This window comes from Spirosoma flavum (assembly GCF_042686045.1).
In the GTDB taxonomy this organism is placed as follows: Bacteria; Bacteroidota; Bacteroidia; order Cytophagales; family Spirosomataceae; genus Spirosoma; species Spirosoma flavum.
This window is the reverse complement of the sequence record NZ_JBHUOM010000023.1, coordinates 388,639-409,238: the sequence shown is the minus strand read 5'-3', so window position 1 is coordinate 409,238 and position 20,600 is coordinate 388,639. Positions and strand designations below refer to the sequence as shown.

The following is a 20,600-nucleotide window of genomic DNA, read 5'->3' as shown; positions in this document are numbered from 1 at the left end:
GAAGGAGAATCTACAAACCAGCTTGCGTTTGTATTTTTCTGAGATAGTTGGCCCGCAAAAATAGAGTTATTGGTTGATAAAACCTTGATAGAAGTTGATTATTAGGTAGTAGATCGAGTGGCTTCAAGTGAGAGCTGGTATAGACACCCGGTCGAGAAAGCGGGTCATGCGCTTTAGTGACTGGACCGTAGCGTATCGCCAGCCGCGCAAAATGACCGGCTCTGGCTGTTTTCCGTAAGCTGGGTTACTAGCATCAACAAGCGCCTTTTTATGAACAATGAGAGCCTGACGGTAAGTAGTTAGTAGTTGCACAACTTCAGGTCGCGTTGACAAGTGTATTCGGTTCTGGTGAGGGAAAAAGCCCTCGTCAGGATTAGCTAAACCTTTAAAATTAACAAACTGTAGCGGTTGATTTTGAGCGCCTGGTCCCGTTACCAACCAACCATTTTCTACTTGCCGGATGGCTCGTTCGGGCAGATTCCAGAGAGCAACATGCCAGCCCGGATTCTTAACGACTAACACATCCCGAAAGAAAATTGGTACGTGCATCAGCCAAAGTTGATCCAGACAGAGACCTTCGCAAAAATCTACGTAGGCTCGTTCCCGGACCCGATTATCCCACCAAGTCAGAAGCCGATCCGTTTCGTCTGAACGCCGGAATGCCAGAAAATCTGAACTATAGAGCCCAATATTCTGAAAGAACTTTTCATCCGGCCAACGCATATCGCCCGGATTACTGGTGATAAAAGGAGTCAGGATAGCATTTGCCGTGACAAGTTGATCCAAAATAGGGGAGAACGACCCCAGAAATTGAATATTAGGATCAGCATATACAACCTTATCGGCATCGGGATACCGCCGGAACAATTCAGTAATAAACAGTGGTTTACACGCAGCCGCAAATTCTGTTGGGGTATAAACAGTTGATAAGGCTGTCAACTCTGTCGGTGTCAGCAACTCATGAATAGGCAGCAACGGGTATGGCGAAACAAAATCAGTAGGTAAGTGGGCTGGATCGTCGACCAGACCAATCAAAACGAATGGCTTATCAGCTGAGTTGGCAGAATGATGACAAAAACTGTCGCCGAGCGCGAGCGCATGGGGCAGTTGACGGATAGTACAGATGGTTAGTAGCACAGTGGCACAAAACTACGTCATTCGAGTATATCGCCCAAAACAGCTAAGTAAGGAGCGTACCAATTGGCCGACGCGTCGGCGTATCGATTGTAATTACCGTGTTGCAAACTGCTCAAAACGGGTAGCAAGCGACTAAAACGGTTATGCGGCAAACTACTACGCATGGTAAAATGCGCTAATCGCCGACGAAGTAGGGGCAAGCTTGGCGCATTAGTTGGGACTCGTTCGGTGAGCAACTGACTAATTTTTGTTAATTGTACTTGTTTCTCGCGCAGAGGAGCCAGTTTTCCAGCCCGGCGTCGGGCGAACCGATCCTGCAATCGAACCGCTTCCGGGGCTTCCTGTTCGCGAACGCCTACCTGTTGTTGAACATGGGTCCGGTATAGTTGTAAGGGCTTGTCAATAAAATGGACGGCATTATTGGCCGCACCCGCCAGGGCAATCCAGCCGTCGTAAATGTAGTCACCGGGTATGTCTGTTGGTATTGGCAATACGGTCTTAACGAACTCCTTTCGAATAACGGTCGCGCATCCCATCATGCGGTTACCGTCGAGTAACACCTCCATTGATTCCCCTGATTGCCAACGGGTTTGTGCGCGTTTGTCGAACCGAACGACTTCCCAAAAGCGCCTGAGCCGGTTTTCCAAACGCTCATCGGTTACCCAGGCATCGCAGAAAGCTACCTGCGCTTCGGGGTGCTGACCCATGTACTGCGTCATGGTGGCGATTTTTTCCGGCAACCAAAAATCATCCTGGTCACACATAAAAATCAGATCGCCGGTACAGGCAGCTAAAGCACGCTCGAAGTTTTTATTGGACCCAAGCCTGACTGAATTTTCGAGAATACGTACCGGAAAAGGAGAATCAGCGGCTAGTTTACCAATCACGGCATCTGTACCATCCGTAGACTGATCGTCGCAAATGACAACTTCGTCGGGCAACTGCTGCTGCTCAAGTAAACTTTGCCATTGCGTAGGCAGATAAGCTACACCATTATATGTACAAAGAGCAATGGAGATAGTGGGACGTTGTAAGTCGGTCATGCGAAGGGTCAGATTTGGTAGCCATACCGGGCGAAAATAGGGCGCCAATAATCGGTTCCGTGAATGTTCCATGCGTGGCAACTGAAGGGCAACTGACCTTGATTATAGTGTTCAATAGCCCACTTGGGATAAAATTCAATTGAGAAATAGAGTGCTTTTCGGTAGGAGGGAATCCTCAAATGTGGCCAGTGACGATTTACTTCAATACTCCAAAACACATCTTCATGGTAATGGTGCGTGGTGTATCGCTCGTATTCGGCAATTTTTTCCTTGAAAGGTTTCAGGCAGCGCAACATAGCCGGTATACGCCGGAGTGACAGGCCACCGCACCCCACGCCGTTCAGGGTGATGATCTCGCGGGGAGTGACGCCATCCGGTTTTTTGATGTTAAACCAGGTCGCCACCCGTTGCCGAATGGTAAAGTCGAGTTTGTCAATCCAGCCCGTAAAATCGCGGTCGCGCAGCCAGGGTGCCCCAATGTAATCGTAGTTTTGCTGGCACCAATAAGTCAAATCGTCCTGAAACACGAACGCGTCCAACTGATGAATTAACACATATTCCTGATCGTCAAATGCCTGATAAAACTCTTCCGACATCATAAGCCGGTTATAGCCCTGTACATCGGAGAAGTAGCTATCGTCGAATGTACGAGCCTGTAAGTTTGGGCCAATTTCGCGATAAGCGGAGATGTCGAGCGAGTGCGGAGTGGCTAGCCAGATTGGGTAATTTCCTAGTACCCGTAAACATTGAGTTAGAGCAATGACCTCATAATCAGTAAGCTGAGATTTGTAAACTGGCAAGACTACATTTACACTAACATTCGTTGACTGCTTCATACAAGTTTGGGTTGGCCTAATCGCTGTTGAGTTGCTTCCTGCACCCAGGCATACGGAAGTTCAGCACACGGATGGCCATAATCATTCAGAATAGTTACGCCTTCGCCCCGTTTGTAACGACCGGAGTAAGGCAGATAATCGACAAAATCGAACAACTGACCCAGCAGAATAACACCATCAGTGTTCATCGCATTCGCCATGTGAGCAGGGCCACTATCGATACCAATGAACAGACGGGCTTTCCCAATAACTTCAGCTGTTTCGAGTAAACTTAGCTGGCCGCATAAACTCAGAAAGCGCGGGTTCGTTTCGGTAACGGTTGGCACTAGCCCCACCTCAATAACAGGATATGGATAGGTAGCCAGCAGCCACTGTACCAGTTGATTCCAGTTACTGGCGGGCCAGTCGCGCAAAACGTGACTCGACTGGCAGTGGATAACAATAGGTTGGCTGGGTAAATTTCGGGATTGTACGGCTTGCCGAGCGCTTTCCGGAATGTACATCACTGGGTCAGCGGTCAGGGCAGGTAACCCAGCGATCTGCGAAAATATGTACAGCAAATCGCCCCGGTGATAATAATTATCGAAGGTCACTCCAAGCTGATCGGCGATAGGATTAATAGGGTCTTCGGGGCAATATTTACACTTGCGGTGCGAAATATGCAGGTTATACACCTTGTCATAAATACCTGACCGGAGCAATTGCACCCGCTCTCCAGGACATTTCTCTATCAGAAACCCGTCAAGAGTAGGATTATATTTTACCAGATCAATGTAAGCTTCGCGCACGACCCAAATGATATACCCATCAGGGTGACGCTTGCGTACCTCGCGGGCTACTGGCTCACAGCCGATGATATCACCCATCTGTTCCGATAGAATAATAGCCACCAAAGGACGGTTCCCCAGTCGGCTCTTCAGCCGACGCAGTTGGAGATATTTAACGGCAAACGACCAGAATTTCCCTACAATATGAGTGAACTTGTGATAGCGAAATGTCCAAAGTTCTCGAAAAGTTGGCCCCTTCGTCATAGGTAGCGAGATTCTAAGAGCGCAATAACTCGGTTGAAGGGAGATTTTAGCAATTTACGTATCCGCTGATACCGCAATACAACCGGGGACTTAATATAAACGCAGGGATATGCCCGATATTGGTTGTTATAATTAGCCATCAGACGGTCGCGATACAAGTCAAACAGGGGTCTCACATCGGGCCGCTGCTGTTCCGGCTGATCGACATAGCGGGAAGGTGCATCGGTTTTGGCGGTATCTTGATGGGCAAAACCAAAGCGCGTTTGATACTTAGAAATTTCGTTTGGCTTATCGGGGTTGTAGCCGCTGAAATGAAAAAACTGCAATTTTTCAGTGGGCTGTACCTGGTCGTGTTTACGTTTATTACTCACAAACCATTCACCCGTCTCATTCTGGCTACTATACCGTTCGTGTAGGTTCCAATAAGCCATATTGTAGCCTAAGTGATGGTCAATCAAAACGTTGTCGTAATAAACGGGGGCGAAATTTACCCACTGCTGATCCACGAAAAGACCAGCACAGAGGTCAATCCGGCATTCATATACCAGGCGGTCCTTCCACCAGTCAACGAATTTTCGAGCTGTGGCATCATTACGCAAACCAATAAAGCCCAGGTTAAAAATACCCGTGTTCAGGTGATGCTGTTCATTTGGCCTTTCCCAATCGGGCGTAGGCGAACAGGTATGCGGAGTCAGTACCAGACTGTAGCTCGCCAGTGCATTGTTCAGATCATGCAATGGCTGAAAAACGATAATATCCGGGTCGAAATAAATGACCTGGGTGGCGTCGGGATAGGTTTTGTAAAGATAGTCGATGTAAAATGGCTTGACTGCCGTATTTAGCTCCGTAATGTCGTAGCGGTCACACATGGCTGAGAAGTCAATAATGCCGATGGAATCCACTTCGACCATAGGATAAACTGGCATCAATTCGGCGGGTAAATTAGCCTCGCTCAGTGAATCGACCAGTCCAATTATATACTGATAATCAGGGTTAGTTTGTCGTAATGAATCACCTAGGGTCCGAGCTTGGGCTAAGTAATTTATAGAACAGATTGTAAATGCAATGGTCATAGATCGGGCACGACAGAAGGCCAACACAGGGATGATAGAATCTATCGCCGGGTCAGTTTATCAAACAAAGTTACGAGAGTTTCGACGCTTTGCTTAGCTGGATGACGTTTCAGAATTTTTTGTCCAAGGCGTTTCCCCATTTTTTCTCTTAGTTCAGGCTGATGGAGCAAGTCAAGAACCCGGCTACTCATCGCGTCGAGGTCGAGATAAGGAACAACAAATCCACCATCGGTTTCGACCAGTTCGGGTGAGCCTCCTGCCTCCTCAAAACACACAACCGGCACACCACTTAAACCAGCTTCAAATACCACGAGCGGGTACGGGTCTTCGCGGGAGCAGAGCAAAAATACGTCGAACCGACTCATGTAGCGCAGTACATCGGGCGTTGGTGGAATCAGGTGAACGCGGTTGGCCAGACCCGCTTTCTGAATGTCGTCCAGCAAATCATCGTGCAAAGGGCCGGGTGGAACACCTACCCACACAAAGTGAATGGGCTGTTCTGTATTGGGGTCCCGCCCGATTACCTGCCGGGCTATTGATATGAACAAATCGTTGCCTTTTCGCCACTCGGCATTGCCGCACCCTCCTACAATTAGCGCATTGGCTGGTAATCCCAACGAAGGATAGATATTGGGTTGCTCACGGGCCACTTGCACATTACGCTCCAGCGAGGGTGTATCAATCAGCGTATAGAGCATGATTCGGGCTGGATCGAAGCCGTGTTGCTGCTCATAATAGCGGGCTGTGGCTTTCGATACGGCCAGTAGCTGAGTAGTGCGACGAAGGAGATAATCAAGTTCGTCGGGGCGTGTATATAGCCGAACCGACATAGCCAATTCGTGCACAAACGTGACGACCGGCGTTCTACCGGGAATGGCCAATTGACCAAACCAACGACCACTCGTGACAGTATTAACCAGTACTAAATCAACCGAATCGAGATTTAATTGGGCCTGTATTTCACGTCGTCGAGCCTCCAGTTGCCGATCATGAAACTGCTCCCAAAGCCCTAGTTTACCTAATACTTTATCGGTTAACGCACCCATGACATAACGGTCGGGCGAAGGCCAGATCGTGACTGGGCAAATAGCCCGATAGTCATTTAAAAGTGGCCCACCATCGCCCAAAAGTAGATGCATATGAATGCTTTCTGCTTTTAGCAGGCGCATCAGGTTTAGTAAGACGAGCTGTGCACCGGCGCGGTTGGCATCATGGCCGATGAGGAGGATTGTTTTCAGCTTTCGGTTTTCAGTTTACAAGTTTTTGGCCCTCAGGTTACAGCTTTGGCTACGTGTAAAATACCGTTAATAGGCTTCGTAACTTGGTTTTGGCAGCTTTTTGGCGGGGTTGCCGAGGTATAATCCCCATTCGTCGGTGTCTTTATAAATAGCCGAAGCCATGCCGACAAGCGTACCCGTAGCGATATGCAGAAAATCGCGAATAGTGCTGTTTACCCCAAAAAAGCAATAGGGCTCGATAACGCAGTGCCCCGACATAACCACATGCGATGTAAAGAAAACGTGGTCTTTTATCTGACCGTGATGACCAATGTGATTGCCACTCCAAAGCACAACATTGTTGCCGATAGTTGTAAACGGCTGAATGGTATTGTCTTCCAGAATGAAGCAGTTTTCGCCAATCTGGTTGCCAAACAACGTAGCTTTGGAACTGATGTACGAAATGAATTCATACCCTTTGGCTTTGGCTTCGAGGTAAATCCGTTCGCGGTTGCGGTTCATATTTCGGCCAGTCATGGGGGCGAAAAACTTGTATTCCTGTGGCGAAAACAGCGTTTCAACATCCTCAAAGGCCACTAACGGTAACCCCCAAAATTCGGTGCCGGTCATATACTCACGACTGACGGTAAAAGCCACTACGTCGTGTTCAGAATCGTGCGTGAGATAAAAGTGGGCTAGTTCGGCCGTATCCATTACCCCAAAAATAATAACTTTTGCCATGCTTGTTTGAATGATGAATTACAAAAGATGAACGGTGTGCCACTACTCATTTATAACTCAGTGTTTATACCAATTCATACTCTCCCATCATTACCCGAACGCTGGCTATGTCGCTAAACATCAGAGCGTCTAAGGTTGACAGCCAGGGGATAAATTCGTTGCCGACCCGGTTAAATTGTGGGTATTCAACCCGGTTGGCTTTAATGAAATTTAGTTTGATACCAGCCTCCGCAAATAGGGGCTTATCATACAATTCGGTGCCACCGATTGGGTTGATATAATGGGTTGCCTTCTCCTGTAGGCAAATGTCCAGAATACGCTCCTGTGCTTTCAACTCCGCATTATTATAGATCGACGAGGACGCAATCAATCGGGTGGTTATTCCCAGATACTGATTTAACTCAACTAAACTAAAGTGGACCAGATCGGAAATTGAATCGGTGGCAAAATTGATGATTTTTTCGGTTAGCGGCATAACCGTTTGATAATAGGGTGCTTTGCGATAGCCCTGCTCAATGGTCTTCAGCAGTTTGCTGCGCCATTTTGGGTCGTCGGCCAAATGTACTTCATTGATGCGCTTATTCTGGCTGGCATCTTTAAGCGGTACCGTAAAGAGGTATTCTTGCCCATTGATTAGCAGTTTGTTACGGTTGATCCAGCCTCGATTGATGAATGCCACATCGTCATACAATACGAACGTATCGACCGCATTCATCAGTTGCATGTAGCCGATGTAAGGCAGAAAGTAAGGCTGCATGATGGCAAGGGTCATTAGAAATATGATTTACGATTTATGCTTTACGAGGTACATGGTATCTCATAGTTCATAAATCAGTGTAATTTTCGTAGATAATAGTCTTCTGCAGGTACGATCATGGTAGCGCGTAGCGTAGTGTCGGTACCTAAACGTAAATCACCGGGTTGGGGCTTTATAACGCTTTTGTCGAAAAATAGATAGTCCGCATTTTTGGGAATTGGTTTCAATCCCTGCTCAAATGGGTTGATGGCAATAAGTCGGCGGGACAGTTTAGGGCCGTAAAGCGGATATTCATAATCGTCGTTAATCGTGGCCAGTGCAACCGTCGCGCTGTCTGGCACCACTTCGTCGAATCGTTTATATGGAATATACGTGTCAGGGCGACCAATCGTCATTTGTCGGGTTCGGTCAGAGTGAAACGCCGACGGGAACGCTATTTCGTCGGGAGCTGTCCAGGCAAGCGGCAAGGCCCGTGTGTTTAGAAATACGCACATCAGCGCTGATAAGCAACCTAATACGGTTACGATTCCCACATAACTTTTCCAGATCGTTCGGCCGGGAACATCGACCGTTGTACGCGGATTCAGGAATAACAAGGCCAGAAAGGTGATGCCAAACAGCCCTGTTTCAATGAAATAACGTCCTTTGAATGGGTCATAAGGCGCTGAGTAGGAGAGAGCTGCGAAATGGAGCAGAAGGGCTATCCCTAGAAATATGTGAGGTGTTGAGCGAACGTACCCAATCATCACTAATAACAGCAAAAGAAAGACCAGTCCGAAGCCAAAAATACCCCAGTATGGATTGGCATTATAAAAAACAAATTTCCGGTCGAAGGCGAAGGGTTGAATAGAAAAGTCGGTTTCTTCATCCAGTCGCATATGCAGTTTATCCTCTACTAAAACCAGTGGCTGACGCATGGCATGATTCAGTTCTGCCCCTGTTTTAATATTTCGGATACCGTCTAAATTAATGTGGTCGAAACCATAGCGGACCATGTTGCGGCTTCCCTGTTCAAGCAGATTTGGTAGTGATCCAGCCCGCTCTACCGACTGGTGTTTGAGGGCTGTTGGCGGACCAATAGGATGACCAAACACTTCAATATTTTTGAGATAGCCTGTCGGTAGCATCCACAAACACACGCTCACACCAATAGCCACTGCCAGCCGCCAGGTTCTCCCAAACGTAATTGCCCAGGAAGACGATAAGAAGACCGTATAAATCATAATGACAAATACGGATGGTAGCAGGAGGGCAAATGTAATTTTGTGCCCGAAAGCAATACCAAAGGCCATTCCGGCTAAATACAGATAACGGCTGTCGGCTGGTTGTTGCGATTTGGCATTTTGTAGTCCGTTGACTCGTGGGCCGACAACTCGGTAGGTAAACAACATGTACAGCAACACGCTCAAGTAAGCGGTTAGCACAATGTCGGTTTCGGTTGTGATGGCCTGCATCAGAAAATCAGGTAACAGGGCGTAAGCCAACGCGCAGAAAAAACTAGCCGATAACCGGTTCTGACCAATGCGCTGGACAATTCCAAATACAGCTACAATGGCCGTCCAATAACTCAAGTGATGAATAAACTTAAAGCCATTTTCAAAACGGCCTGTCATCAGGAAAGAATAAATCTGGAGCGTACAAACGCTCTTGGGGTACGTGTCTATGTTCCAGTTTGTACCGCCAAAGTGCCGCATCGTACCGCGTTGTATGTACTGCATCACGCGGTTTAAATGGCCCGTCATACTGTCCCACTCGTTGGGAACGGTAAATAACACCAGCAACAGATTCATTACGGCAATAACAGTCAGTGTTGCAAATAAAGTTGAGAATAGAAAACGGGAGTAACCTGATAACTCGCTGAACCAACTCCGGAGCGTTTGCCAGCGTTCGCGAATGAGCAGTGGTACCGAAAAACGTTCTTGATGGGGAGTCAGTCGGCTTAAAATTGTACCCAGTACAGTTGCCGTAATAAAGACCGACCCAGCCCAAACGGGAGCATTCGCTGTTTGGTAAAGTGCCGAAAGTATAAAGCCCGTCAAAATAACACTTCCAGCCCCTAACAGAAAGGTTGTTAGCCACCATTCAGTAAGGGACCGACGGCAGATACCCGTCGCGATTCGACCGAGATAAATGACAAACAGGAGGAGAGATAGGAAGTATAAAATGCTCATAATGAATAATGTATGGTGCGGGCGGCCCCGAATGAAAAATGACCTTACAAACGGACCTGATAGGAGTAAGTCCGTTCATAAGTCATCAGTCACTTTACGCTATACACTTTCGGGTACAATGGCAACGGCCATGTTTACAATGGAAGCAATACGATCAACATCGGCTTCGGCCAAATCTGGATAGAGTGGCAGACATAGTACCCTCAGTGCTACATCTTCAGACACAGGGCAGGGCTGAGCTGTGTCGGAGCCGGGAGCAAACGCAAACGGGAGCATGTTGAGTGAAGGATAAAAGTACCGTCGGGGCATGATATCATCCGCTTTCAGGGCATCCATTACCCGAAGTAATGTCTCCTCCGAATCAAAAACAACAGGGTAATAAGCATAATTGTAGTCCATGCCGGGCAAGAGCGATGGACGGGTAATTTTGCTAAAATCGAGTTGACTGTCGTAATAGCCAAATCGCTTCTTCCTGGCGGCAATCAGTTCAGGAACTTTCGGCAGAACACACAAACCCATGGCGGCATGTAATTCCGAATTTTTGGCGTTGATACCGATGCCGTAATAATTATCATTTTGATGCCCAAACGAGCGATAATGATGCAGTTTCTGCGCCATTTCTTCATTATCGGTCACGATACAGCCTCCTTCAACAGTGTGAAATACCTTCGTTGCATGGAAACTACAGGTACTCAGGTCGCCATAACTTAGAATCGACTGACCGTTATATTTTGCCCCGAACGTATGCGCTGCGTCATAAATAACTTTCAGGTTGTACTTGTCCGCAATGGCTTGAATCTGCTCAATCTGGCAGGCATTTCCATACACATGGGTAGCCATGATAGCCTGTGTATTTTTAGTTATGAGTGCTTCGATTTTATCGGGATCGATGTTATAATCGTCCGGATTGATATCAGCAAAAATGGGTGTGCAGCCTTCCCAAAGTATTGCGTTGGTGGTGGCAACATAAGAGAACGGCGTTGTAATAACCTCCTTTGTAATGTCCAGCGCCTTTAGGGCCATCTGAAGCACAATGGTTCCGTTGGTACAAAACTTCAGGTACTTTACACCTAAAAACTCCTTCAACTGATCTTCCAGTTGGCGCACAAGCGGACCGTCATTAGTCAGGTGAACGCGTTCCCAGATGCCTTTTAAGTAGTTATTGTACTCGTCGAGGTCTGGTAAATATGATTTAGTGACGTTAATCATTAAGCAAAAGTCGGTTTGCAGTGAACAGCAGACAAGTGTAAGAAACAGTTTGTGGATGAAGTTTGCTGTTCATAGACAACTAGTTAGTTTACTATTCGCTGATGACGGGTTCCAGCATTTTTGTGTGAAAGGGAAATTGAGGGCGTACATAACCCGGCCATTTTCCGTACCAGGCAATGCCCTCCCGGTAATCTTCCACATCAAAGGTAATACCTTCTTCCATAACGTAGAGTGGAGTAACCGTATCCTTCACAATCATCATGGAAATTGTATAGGTTCCATCGTTCAGGAAATACCCCGGAATTGTGCATTCGCCCACAATCAAACCTTTACCATACGGCTGCGATAGCGTACCAATATTGAAAATACATTCGCCCGTCATTGAGTTGAGGTGCAGACTCAAGTTCAGATTGGCGTGGTCCATTAGGTTCCAGAACTCAAACTGAAACTTCATAGCCGTTCGAACATCAATGTGGGTAAGATCTTCAAGATATTCTGGCGTTAATTCAATCCGCTTAACACGAACTAAATCGTTGCCGGGGGCTTCTTTGGGTGTATTCCACTCACGTAGGAGCCGGGTTTTTGATACTTTGCTCAGGTAGGACGCAATTACCTGGTTGGTCTCCCCTTGCTCAATAAGTTGGCCTCTTTCGAAATACAATGTCTTATTGCATAAAGCCTGTACCGCTGTGAGGTTATGGCTTACAAAGATAATTGTTCGGCCACTGGCAGAATTATCCCGCATCTTGCCAAGGCTCTTTTTCTGAAACTCAGCATCGCCCACGGCCAGCACCTCATCGACAATCATGATTTCGGGGTCGAGGTGAGCCGAAATAGCAAAACCCAGCCGAACATACATGCCTGATGAGTATCGCTTTACGGGTGTATCCAGGAATTTTTCAACCCCCGCGAACGCTACTATTTCATCAAACTGCTTACGAATTTCGCTGCGGCTCATGCCTAGCAGTGACCCATTCAGATAGATATTTTCCCGACCCGTAAGTTCAGGATGGAAACCCGTGCCGACTTCCAGCAAACTGGCTACCCGTCCCCGTATACGCACAGTGCCGGTAGTGGGTTCAATGATTTTACTCAGGATTTTGAGCATGGTTGACTTGCCCGCGCCATTGTGCCCAACGATGCCCACCCGATCACCTTGCTCAATTGAAAAATTTACATCGCGTAGCGCCCAGAATTCTTCATGTGTAACGGTATTCTGGTCTTTTTTGCTGCCGAACATCGCCCGGAAGTTTTCCGTGATAACATCGCGCAGCGTAGAGGCACCTTTGCCCTTCTGATGGTCAATGATGTATTGCTTGCTTATATTCTCGACAGTAATAACAGACATAATAAAAGTTGTAACGGGACTACCCGTGCGATCGTAAAGTCGTAAGTAGCTAGCTGGCAAACGGTTTTATGCCATGCTTTTGCATGCTTTTGTTACGTTTTACGTATAAAGTTAAATATCATCTACGAAAGTATTCTCGCGCTTGCGGAAAAAGTAAATTGACAAGGCTAAACAGACGACTACGATACTAACAGAGATAAGTAAACTTTGAGGGTTAAAATACGCTTTTTCGCCTAGTAACGACCAGCGAAAACCGTCGATAATACCAACCATGGGGTTCATCCAATAAAAAGGAGTCCACCATACATCACCTTTTTCGGCAACGAGACGACTACTATACGCAATTGGGCAAACGTAGAAGCCGACCTGCACAATAAAGGGAATAAGCTGCCCAATGTCGCGAAACTTTACATTTACAGCCGCAAAAAAAAGACCGAATGCAAATGAGGCCAGTAGAGCCAGCGCGATAAAGGCAGGTAACAAGAGCAGGTGCCAGTCCGGTATGAATCGGTACCAGATGGCCAGTACAATGAACAAGCCCAATGATACCAGGAAGTCAATAAAACTAACCGCTACGGAGCTAATCGGCATGATTAGTCGGGGAAAGTACACCTTTGTGACAAGGTTAGAGTTCATTGTCACACTGTTGCTGATCTGGGTGAAAGACGTTGCAAAAAAGGTCCAGACCGTAATGCCCCCCAATACCATTAATGGGTAAGGAACACCCGGATCGGCGGGTAGTTTAGCAATCTTGCTGAAAACAAACACCATAATCAGCATGGTTGTTAACGGGCGAATTAGCCCCCATGCTGTACCGAGAGCCGTTTGCTTATAGCGTACCGAAACGTCCCGCATAGACAAAATGTACATCAATTCGCGGTTTCGCCACAACTCGCGCCAATAATGCCGCTCCGAGCGGCCAGGCTGTATTATAACTTCGTACGTTTTCAAATTTGATTACTAGTTGGAGAGTCGCTAAACAAAACAGCTCGTTATTCTTCCTTCATAACAGAGCGATACGTCTCTCTCAGAAAAATAACAATTATGGATATAATCAGACCGAAGATAATCCCAATCTGCATACCGATTGTCGCTAACACCTCCCGGTACAATGGAAAATAGACGGGCTTAATGATCGTGAATAAGGGCGTTTCGCGGATGAGTGACAAACGCATATTATCGGCCTGTTGCAGTGCCTGATAGAACAGCGTAGTGAGAAAGCCGGAGTTGCGCGTTAGTTTGTTTTCAGTGATACGCGCCTTCGCAACAACGACCTGCTGATTCTGATCCATGTATTGAGCCAGCTTGTTTTCTGTACCTGTCAGTAACTGGGCAAGGGAGTCAGCCCGCGATGTAAGAAGCTCGTACATCTCGCTGGTCTTCTTTGTTTGCTTCCGCTGATAGTCTTCTTCAATTGTTTTGAGGTGATTTGTCAGAAATGTAGCGGCCAACTTTTCATCCTGCATGAAACTGCTCAGTTCCATAAATGATGATTTTCGCTCTGGTTGTTTAACAGTCATTTCCGTCTCGATGCGGGTGTAAATATCTGACATCACAACCTGTTCCATCTTTGTATATTCAGTGGCGACTTTGGGCTTCTTAAAGTAAAAAGCGCGCAGCGAATCATTATTCTCCCATTCATCATCGCGGATACCACTGTGGCGAATATAATAATTTACCAACAGCGTATCTTTGCCATTAATGGTGTCATTTTTCATTAATGTTTTCTCAACAACCGGCCTCGATTTAGCATAAATAAGGAAGTTATCACCAACAAAAATATTGGCATCCGGCGCGCCCGAATTCAGACCAAAGGCACCCGCTAACTGCCCTAAGTCGCCAGGTAACCCACCACTAGATGAACCGCCACCACCGAGGTTAAATAAGATTGTACCGGTATAAGTAATCTTTTTCTTGTGAGCCAGATCATAGATGAAGCCAATGACACCGCCAACAGCTACCAGAATGAGCAGTAATTTCCAGTTCCGCCGAAATACGTGCTTTATTTGAAAAACACGCAATACAACTGCTTTAGGCGAAATCTGATCGGGCGGCAACGGTCGGGATGAGGCCAGTTGATTAGAGTTAGTTGTATCGTTTACGTTTGTAGAAGCCATACCTGAAAATGCCTGTTTAATTTACCCGGGTGAGCAAGATAAGGGTCGTGATGAGTGTTAACAAGGAACCGGCTATTCCAACAGTCGAGGTCAGTATTTGTTGAGCGGTTAATGGAGTCGTCGATCGTTTTGGAATCACAATCTCCGCACCAGGTTCAACACCTGGATATACATTAAAGAACATAAACTTCCGGGTCCGATCAACGGATCCATTGGCATAAATGATGAATGCCTTCCGACGCTGGGATTTGGACGTGAATCCGCCTGTCTGTGAAATATAGTCCTGAAACGTTTGCCCGGTTCGGTATTTAACCGTATTAGGTAACTGTACTTCTCCCTGAATGCGTACCGTTTCGAGTAATTTAGGAATGCGTAACGTGTCGCCTTCCTGAAGTAGAATATCTTCTGATGAGCCAGGTTTAGCCAGAATTTTCTTTAGGTTGATGCCAATGGCTTCGGCTACATTGGGTGAAACTACTTCTGTTTCAACTACTGTTTTCGTTAGATTGTCCGCTACGTTGTCAATTGCCCTTTGCTTCCTTCTTATCTCGTCGGCACTAAGTTTTACCGGGCGAACCAGGGTTGCACCTTCTACATAAGCCTGTGGCGTTAGCCCACCCGCCTGATTAACAAGGTCTGAAACTTTTTGGTCTTTAGTCCGAATCGGGTAAGAGCCGGGAATGATTACCTCCCCTGCAACGAACGCATACGTTTGAACGGCGTAATTTGGCGACCGGCGCACAATAATCTGGTCGAATGGCTCCAGAACGAAATCTTTATTGGCATCGGAATTAATCGAGAGATCACGGTTTACATTAAAGCGGAAAGTCTCCGCGATTTGGGCCGATGCAGAACGGGGGTCGGCATCTTTCTTCCGGCGTATGACTTCTACTACCGAAGCTGCCGCCGACTCCTTCATGCCGCCGGTACGCAACAATGCGTCGTTCAGCGTCATGTTAGCCATATATGGAATTTCCGTATCGGGGCTATTTACTTCACCCTGCACCGAGATATTCGCCTGTTGCACCTGATCAAAACGCGACGGGATGATGATTTGGTCTTCGCGTTGCAAGGCAATATCGGCTTCGGTACCAGCCAGAATGTTTGCCAAATTGATAGATAGGTTTTCAATAGCCAGATCTTCACGCGTCCGAACGATAGTAATGCGTCCAGTAAAAGCGTCGCCTTTAAGACCCTCAGCAGTAGTGATAATTTGCTTTAACGTCCGATTGTTATCAAGCGAATACTGACCAGGTCTGTAAACCGCTCCTTCAATAGTGATCTGATTTTCGAAGCGATCGAGTAGCCGCTCAACATTAACAACGTCGCCATCCTGTAAGGCAAATGTCTTGAATTCGGGCGTTGTAACATCAATAACTTTCACTTCACGATCGGTCAGGCGCGTTACTTTCAACCGATTTTTGTAGGCCTGCGCGGCAAAATCTCCGGCGTAGAATAAAAGTCGTTCGAGCGTTTCGCCCGGCAACATCTCAAAAATATTAGCCCGCTTAACGGTTCCCGTAATTTCAACCCGCTCAAGAAATGTCGTAAAACGAATATTATCATTATCCTGAAGGCGCAGGTCGTTGCGTTGAATACCATTTAGAAGGTAATCGTATAAATCGAGTGTAGCGGTTATTTTATTGTTACGAATAAGCTGCACTTTGCGATATGATCCTACATCGTTTGGCCCGCCTGATTGGTAGACCGCATTCATGACCGTCGACAGCGATGAAAGTGTATAGGTGCCCGGTCGCACTGCATCACCCGTTACTGTTACCCGGATGCTGCGGATTGTGCCCCCCAGGGAGACTTCCAGATAGGTATTTTGTGGACCGTAAGATGTAGTGCGCAAACCAACAAATCGCTTGGATAACCGGCCAATTATCCGTGCTTTCGTTTGCTCAACTGTCAGTCCCGATACCGCTACAGGTCCAACACCGGTAGCCTGAGCGAAATAAACATTGCCATCGGGTGAAACGGTTTGGCTAAATTCGGCCTCCGAAAACCCATACATCTGAATATTTAATTGGTCGCCGGGACCAACAACGTAGTTACGGGGCGTTGCTATGTTCAGGTTAGGCTCAAATGTTTTCTGCATTGCCGGATCGTTGAAAAGCGTATAGCCAAATGTTTTTCGGCGTCTTTCCTGTTGTTCGCGAAGTTGCGCCCGTTCGGCACCGGCTTTGATGATCTCTTCGTCGGTCATCGGCACCTGGTTGTTCGTGTCTGGGGAAACCTGAACAGGATCTGTAAGCAGTTTTCTGTCGGTGATGGATTGAGATGTTGGTGACGTACGGCCATTAACTCCAGGCTGGGCCTTGGGTTGAGTCGTCTGTCCCTTAATTTGTTGTTTAATGTTAGCGGGTATATTAGTAGCGTTAATACCTTGTGGCAATGCGGTGCCAGATGATGTGCCTGGCCGGGCTGCGCCGGGTGCTGTTGTGGCACCACTTCCTGCTGGAGCTATGACTTGGGCATGGGCTGTCAAGCCAATTACCGATACTAATAGAACGGCTAAACGCGTACTAAAGTGACGTTGAGCAAAAGCAACAACAAAAAGAAAAAATTTTAGCGGCAAGACGTGGAAAATTCTTAGATTTTGCATATTTTTAAGATGTCGAACGGCTTGGCTACAATAAATATGAAGCCCATATCTAACGAACAATCGGGTTAGGTAGTACATAGTGCAGTTCAGTCGGCAAAGTAAGCGAACTTTTGTTGGATTGTAAATAGTTTCGTATTGTGCGGTGAATTTTCGTGCTCTCGTAGAGGGTGTATGATTTTTCCGATGTTCGCTTAACGTGGCTAGTTCATATAGCCGCCTATTTTAGTGTATTACTTAACAATCCTTTATGGCAGAATTGCAGAATCAGCCTGTTCAATACAATGAAGACAGTATCCGATCACTGGATTGGCGCGAGCACATCCGCCTTCGACCGGGTATGTATATTGGCAAACTCGGCGACGGCTCGGCCGCCGATGATGGCATTTATGTCCTTATTAAAGAGACCATCGATAACTGCATTGATGAGCATGTGATGGGCTTTGGTAAAATAATTGAGGTGCGCGTAACGGACCACCGGGTCGATGTTCGCGACTTTGGTCGGGGTATTCCTCTTGGTAAAGTCGTTGAAGTCGTTTCCAAAATTAATACGGGTGGTAAATATGACTCCGGGGCTTTCCAAAAGTCGGTTGGTCTCAATGGCGTTGGTACGAAAGCCGTTAATGCGCTCTCCAGCTACTTTCGGGTTCAGTCTTTCCGGGAAGGGCGCGCTGTCTGGGCCGAGTTTGAGCGGGGTGAACTCAAACAGCGGGGAGAAGAGGTGACCAATGAACGCAATGGCACGCTCATTAGCTTCGAGCCGGATGATACGGTATTTAAGCATTTTCATTTCATTCCTCAGTTTCTGGAGAATATGATCTGGAATTACTGTTACCTGAATGCGGGCCTGACTATCGCGTTTAACAAGCAAAAATACATATCCCAAAATGGGTTGCTCGATCTGTTGCGCGACAAAACCAAGAAGGACGAAGACTCGCTCCGCTACCCGATTGTCCATCTGAAAGGCAACGATCTTGAAATCGCCATGACGCACGGCAATCAATATGGCGAAGAATATTATTCGTTCGTCAACGGGCAATATACTACGCAGGGTGGAACGCACCTCAACGCGCTCAAAGAGGCCGTTGTTGAAACGATTCGCCGTCACTTCGACAAAAATTATGAGGTATCGGACATACGGTCGTCAATCATAGCAGCGGTGAGTATTCGGGTTCAGGAACCTGTATTTGAATCGCAGACAAAAACTAAACTCGGGTCGCAAAACATGTCTCCTGAGTCAAATGCTCAATCGGTCAGTTCATTCGTCAAAGATTTCGTTAAAGAACGCTTAGACGATTTCCTGCACATGAACCCCGCTGTGCGTGAAGCGCTTAAGAAGCGAATCGAACAATCGGAGCGGGAACGCAAAGAACTCGCCGGTATTAAAAAACTTGCCAATGATCGTGCCAGAAAAGCAAGTCTGCACAACAAAAAACTGCGTGATTGTCGCAACCATCTACCCGACCTGAAAGCTGAGGATCGCTACCAGTCTACACTGTTCATTACTGAGGGCGATTCGGCCAGTGGGTCAATCACCAAATCGCGTAATGTGCAGTCGCAGGCCGTTTTCAGCTTGCGTGGTAAACCGCTCAACTGCTTCGGCCTGACAAAAAAAGTGGTCTACGAGAATGAGGAATTTAACTTGCTTCAACACGCCTTAGACATTGAAGACGGGCTGGAAGGGTTACGTTATAATCGCATTGTAATTGCTACGGATGCCGATGTAGACGGAATGCACATTCGATTGCTGATGTTGACGTTTTTTCTGCAATTTTTTCCTGACATGGTGCGCAATGGTCATTTGTATATTTTAGAAACGCCATTGTTTCGGGTACGTAACCCGAAAAACCATAAAGAGACAACGTATTGCTATTCGGAAGAGGAAAAGCAAGCCGCTATGGATAAGTTGACAAAGGGCGGTAAAAAGATTGAGATAACACGTTTTAAGGGTTTAGGTGAGATTTCGCCGGACGAATTTGGCTTGTTTATTGGCGAAAACATGCGTCTGGAACCAGTCATTATGGAAAAGGAAACGTCAGTTCCTAAGTTACTCAGTTATTACATGGGCAAAAACACGCCCGACCGCCAACGGTTCATTATCGACAATTTGCGTGTCGAGAAAGACGTAGACGAAGTGGCTCTGGTATAAATTTTAGGGTAAGGCGTAAAAGGGGTAAAGTGTAAGTGGTAAGTTTGCAGTCGCGAATACTACTTACGCCTTACCTTTTTTACGCCTTATGACTTTAGAGTCTCTCCGTAACGACATTGATGCCCTCGACGATCAACTTCTGACGCTGCTTAATCAACGTATGGAACTGGTACGCCGGGTGGGTGATCTCAAACGCACTACCAACACGGTTATTTATCGGCCGGAGCGCGAGAAACAAATTCTGGACCGGCTTCATGGGCAAAATGAGGGTCTTTTGAATCGATCGGCTATTGAGGCCATTTTTCTGGAAATATTTGCTGTATCGCGCAACCTCGAACTACCCGAACAGGTAGCCTACCTGGGGCCGGAAGGGAGCTTTACGCATCAGGCCGCCGAAAGTCGCTTTGGGGCAATGAGCGTATACATGGCCCTGCCCACCATACGTTCTGTGTTTGAAAGTGTTGAAACGGGACGAGTTCGATTTGGCGTTGTACCTATCGAAAACAATCAGGAAGGCGTTGTAGAAGAAGCTATTGATTTACTGCTCGAAAAAGACCTTCGCATTGCGGCTGAAGTTCAGATTCCGGTGCATTTTACCTTTGCAACGAAGGCTGAGAAATTATCCGACATTACCCATATTTATTCCAAGGACATCGCATTTCGGCAATGCAGTCGGTTTTTGACTGATTATTTCGATGGACTGAAGGCTGAATTGATACCGGTCGAATCGACATCCAAAGCCGCTAAACTTGCGGCTCAGCAGCCACATGCAGCGGCTGTCTGTTCGCATATTGCGGCTAAGTTGTTCGATGTGCCTGTGCTGTTCGATAATATTGAAGATAGTGATCTGAACCGGACACGCTTCCTGATTCTGGCCAAAGATTTTGTAAACCAGCCCAGCGGCCACGACAAAACCACCCTCATTGCCCGGTTGCCTAATACCCAATCACCAGGGGTACTAGCCGAATTTTTGCAGGAATTCAATGCCCGCGGCATCAACCTGACTAAAATTGAAAGCCGTCCATTACGTGATGGGGCCACTTTTCGCTATTGGTTTCTGCTTGAGTGCGAGGGTCATGCCAATGACCCTGATTTGAACGAAATCTTACATCACCATTCTGCCGAGGTAAAACTGCTCGGAAGTTATGTGCGGGTATCGTAATTCA

At 47.0% G+C, this 20,600-nt stretch carries 16 protein-coding genes; 2 read left to right on the top strand and 14 right to left on the bottom strand.

What is annotated here, in order from left to right:
- Positions 1 to 123: 123 nt before the first annotated feature.
- The 14 genes from ACFS25_RS22400 to ACFS25_RS22335 form a co-directional block, all read right to left on the bottom strand.
- Positions 124 to 1,137, bottom strand: coding sequence for a hypothetical protein (locus tag ACFS25_RS22400; protein ID WP_381505446.1), 1,014 nt, complete (start codon positions 1,135 to 1,137; stop codon positions 124 to 126).
- Between the two features lie 17 nt (positions 1,138 to 1,154).
- The gene (locus tag ACFS25_RS22395; RefSeq protein ID WP_381505444.1) at positions 1,155 to 2,180 is read right to left on the bottom strand and encodes a glycosyltransferase; all 1,026 of its coding nucleotides are present in this window, start codon (positions 2,178 to 2,180) and stop codon (positions 1,155 to 1,157) included.
- An 8-nt stretch (positions 2,181 to 2,188) separates the two neighbouring features.
- Positions 2,189 to 3,016: a DUF5672 family protein gene (locus ACFS25_RS22390; protein WP_381505443.1), complete on the bottom strand. Its 828-nt coding sequence runs from the start codon at positions 3,014 to 3,016 to the stop codon at positions 2,189 to 2,191.
- Positions 3,013 to 4,047: a glycosyltransferase family 9 protein gene (locus ACFS25_RS22385; RefSeq protein WP_381505441.1), complete on the bottom strand. Its 1,035-nt coding sequence runs from the start codon at positions 4,045 to 4,047 to the stop codon at positions 3,013 to 3,015. Before ACFS25_RS22385 ends, ACFS25_RS22390 begins: the two co-directional genes overlap by 4 nt.
- On the bottom strand, positions 4,044 to 5,120 hold the full coding sequence (locus ACFS25_RS22380) for a glycosyltransferase family protein (protein ID WP_381505439.1): 1,077 nt from the start codon (positions 5,118 to 5,120) through the stop codon (positions 4,044 to 4,046). The genes ACFS25_RS22385 and ACFS25_RS22380 overlap by 4 nt, the downstream gene beginning before the upstream one ends.
- 41 nt (positions 5,121 to 5,161) lie before the next feature.
- Positions 5,162 to 6,340: a glycosyltransferase family 4 protein gene (locus ACFS25_RS22375; protein WP_381507054.1), complete on the bottom strand. Its 1,179-nt coding sequence runs from the start codon at positions 6,338 to 6,340 to the stop codon at positions 5,162 to 5,164.
- Positions 6,341 to 6,424: 84 nt separating this feature from the next.
- Positions 6,425 to 7,078 (bottom strand): acetyltransferase, encoded by a 654-nt coding sequence (locus ACFS25_RS22370; protein ID WP_381505437.1) that lies wholly within the window; start codon positions 7,076 to 7,078, stop codon positions 6,425 to 6,427.
- 64 nt (positions 7,079 to 7,142) lie between these two features.
- Entirely contained in the window at positions 7,143 to 7,850 is a 708-nt protein-coding gene (locus tag ACFS25_RS22365; RefSeq protein WP_381505435.1) for a WbqC family protein, read from the bottom strand.
- Between the two features lie 59 nt (positions 7,851 to 7,909).
- Positions 7,910 to 10,006, bottom strand: a complete 2,097-nt coding sequence (locus ACFS25_RS22360; RefSeq protein WP_381505433.1) for a hypothetical protein — start codon at positions 10,004 to 10,006, stop codon at positions 7,910 to 7,912.
- A 99-nt stretch (positions 10,007 to 10,105) separates the two neighbouring features.
- Positions 10,106 to 11,215: a DegT/DnrJ/EryC1/StrS family aminotransferase gene (locus ACFS25_RS22355; RefSeq protein ID WP_381505431.1), complete on the bottom strand. Its 1,110-nt coding sequence runs from the start codon at positions 11,213 to 11,215 to the stop codon at positions 10,106 to 10,108.
- Positions 11,216 to 11,306: 91 nt separating this feature from the next.
- On the bottom strand, positions 11,307 to 12,563 hold the full coding sequence (locus ACFS25_RS22350; protein WP_381505429.1) for an ABC transporter ATP-binding protein: 1,257 nt from the start codon (positions 12,561 to 12,563) through the stop codon (positions 11,307 to 11,309).
- Positions 12,564 to 12,674: 111 nt separating this feature from the next.
- Positions 12,675 to 13,514, bottom strand: a complete 840-nt coding sequence (locus ACFS25_RS22345) for an ABC transporter permease (protein ID WP_381505427.1) — start codon at positions 13,512 to 13,514, stop codon at positions 12,675 to 12,677.
- A gap of 41 nt (positions 13,515 to 13,555) precedes the next feature.
- Entirely contained in the window at positions 13,556 to 14,680 is a 1,125-nt protein-coding gene (locus ACFS25_RS22340) for a hypothetical protein (RefSeq protein ID WP_381505425.1), read from the bottom strand.
- A gap of 16 nt (positions 14,681 to 14,696) precedes the next feature.
- Positions 14,697 to 17,288 (bottom strand): polysaccharide biosynthesis/export family protein, encoded by a 2,592-nt coding sequence (locus tag ACFS25_RS22335; protein WP_381505423.1) that lies wholly within the window; start codon positions 17,286 to 17,288, stop codon positions 14,697 to 14,699.
- 247 nt (positions 17,289 to 17,535) lie between these two features.
- Between ACFS25_RS22335 and ACFS25_RS22330 the strand changes: the two genes are divergently transcribed.
- Both ACFS25_RS22330 and pheA read left to right on the top strand, forming a co-directional pair.
- A complete protein-coding gene (locus ACFS25_RS22330; protein ID WP_381505422.1) occupies positions 17,536 to 19,434 on the top strand; it encodes a DNA topoisomerase IV subunit B in 1,899 nt (632 codons plus the stop codon).
- 88 nt (positions 19,435 to 19,522) lie between these two features.
- On the top strand, positions 19,523 to 20,596 hold the full coding sequence (pheA, locus tag ACFS25_RS22325; RefSeq protein ID WP_381505420.1) for a prephenate dehydratase: 1,074 nt from the start codon (positions 19,523 to 19,525) through the stop codon (positions 20,594 to 20,596).
- The last annotated feature ends 4 nt before the right edge of the window (positions 20,597 to 20,600 follow it).

Excerpts from the sequence above, each read along its gene's own strand:
- ACFS25_RS22355 (WP_381505431.1), bottom strand. The coding sequence starts at position 11,215 with ATGATTAACGTCACTAAATCATATTTACCAGACCTCGACGAGTACAAT.
- ACFS25_RS22360 (WP_381505433.1), bottom strand. The coding sequence starts at position 10,006 with ATGAGCATTTTATACTTCCTATCTCTCCTCCTGTTTGTCATTTATCTC.
- ACFS25_RS22385 (WP_381505441.1), bottom strand. The coding sequence starts at position 4,047 with ATGACGAAGGGGCCAACTTTTCGAGAACTTTGGACATTTCGCTATCAC.
- ACFS25_RS22335 (WP_381505423.1), bottom strand. The coding sequence starts at position 17,288 with ATGCAAAATCTAAGAATTTTCCACGTCTTGCCGCTAAAATTTTTTCTT.
- pheA (WP_381505420.1), top strand. The coding sequence starts at position 19,523 with ATGACTTTAGAGTCTCTCCGTAACGACATTGATGCCCTCGACGATCAA.
- ACFS25_RS22340 (WP_381505425.1), bottom strand. The coding sequence starts at position 14,680 with ATGGCTTCTACAAACGTAAACGATACAACTAACTCTAATCAACTGGCC.
- ACFS25_RS22365 (WP_381505435.1), bottom strand. The coding sequence starts at position 7,850 with ATGACCCTTGCCATCATGCAGCCTTACTTTCTGCCTTACATCGGCTAC.
- ACFS25_RS22370 (WP_381505437.1), bottom strand. The coding sequence starts at position 7,078 with ATGGCAAAAGTTATTATTTTTGGGGTAATGGATACGGCCGAACTAGCC.
- ACFS25_RS22350 (WP_381505429.1), bottom strand. The coding sequence starts at position 12,563 with ATGTCTGTTATTACTGTCGAGAATATAAGCAAGCAATACATCATTGAC.
- ACFS25_RS22390 (WP_381505443.1), bottom strand. The coding sequence starts at position 3,016 with ATGAAGCAGTCAACGAATGTTAGTGTAAATGTAGTCTTGCCAGTTTAC.
- ACFS25_RS22380 (WP_381505439.1), bottom strand. The coding sequence starts at position 5,120 with ATGACCATTGCATTTACAATCTGTTCTATAAATTACTTAGCCCAAGCT.
- ACFS25_RS22330 (WP_381505422.1), top strand. The coding sequence starts at position 17,536 with ATGGCAGAATTGCAGAATCAGCCTGTTCAATACAATGAAGACAGTATC.
- ACFS25_RS22395 (WP_381505444.1), bottom strand. The coding sequence starts at position 2,180 with ATGACCGACTTACAACGTCCCACTATCTCCATTGCTCTTTGTACATAT.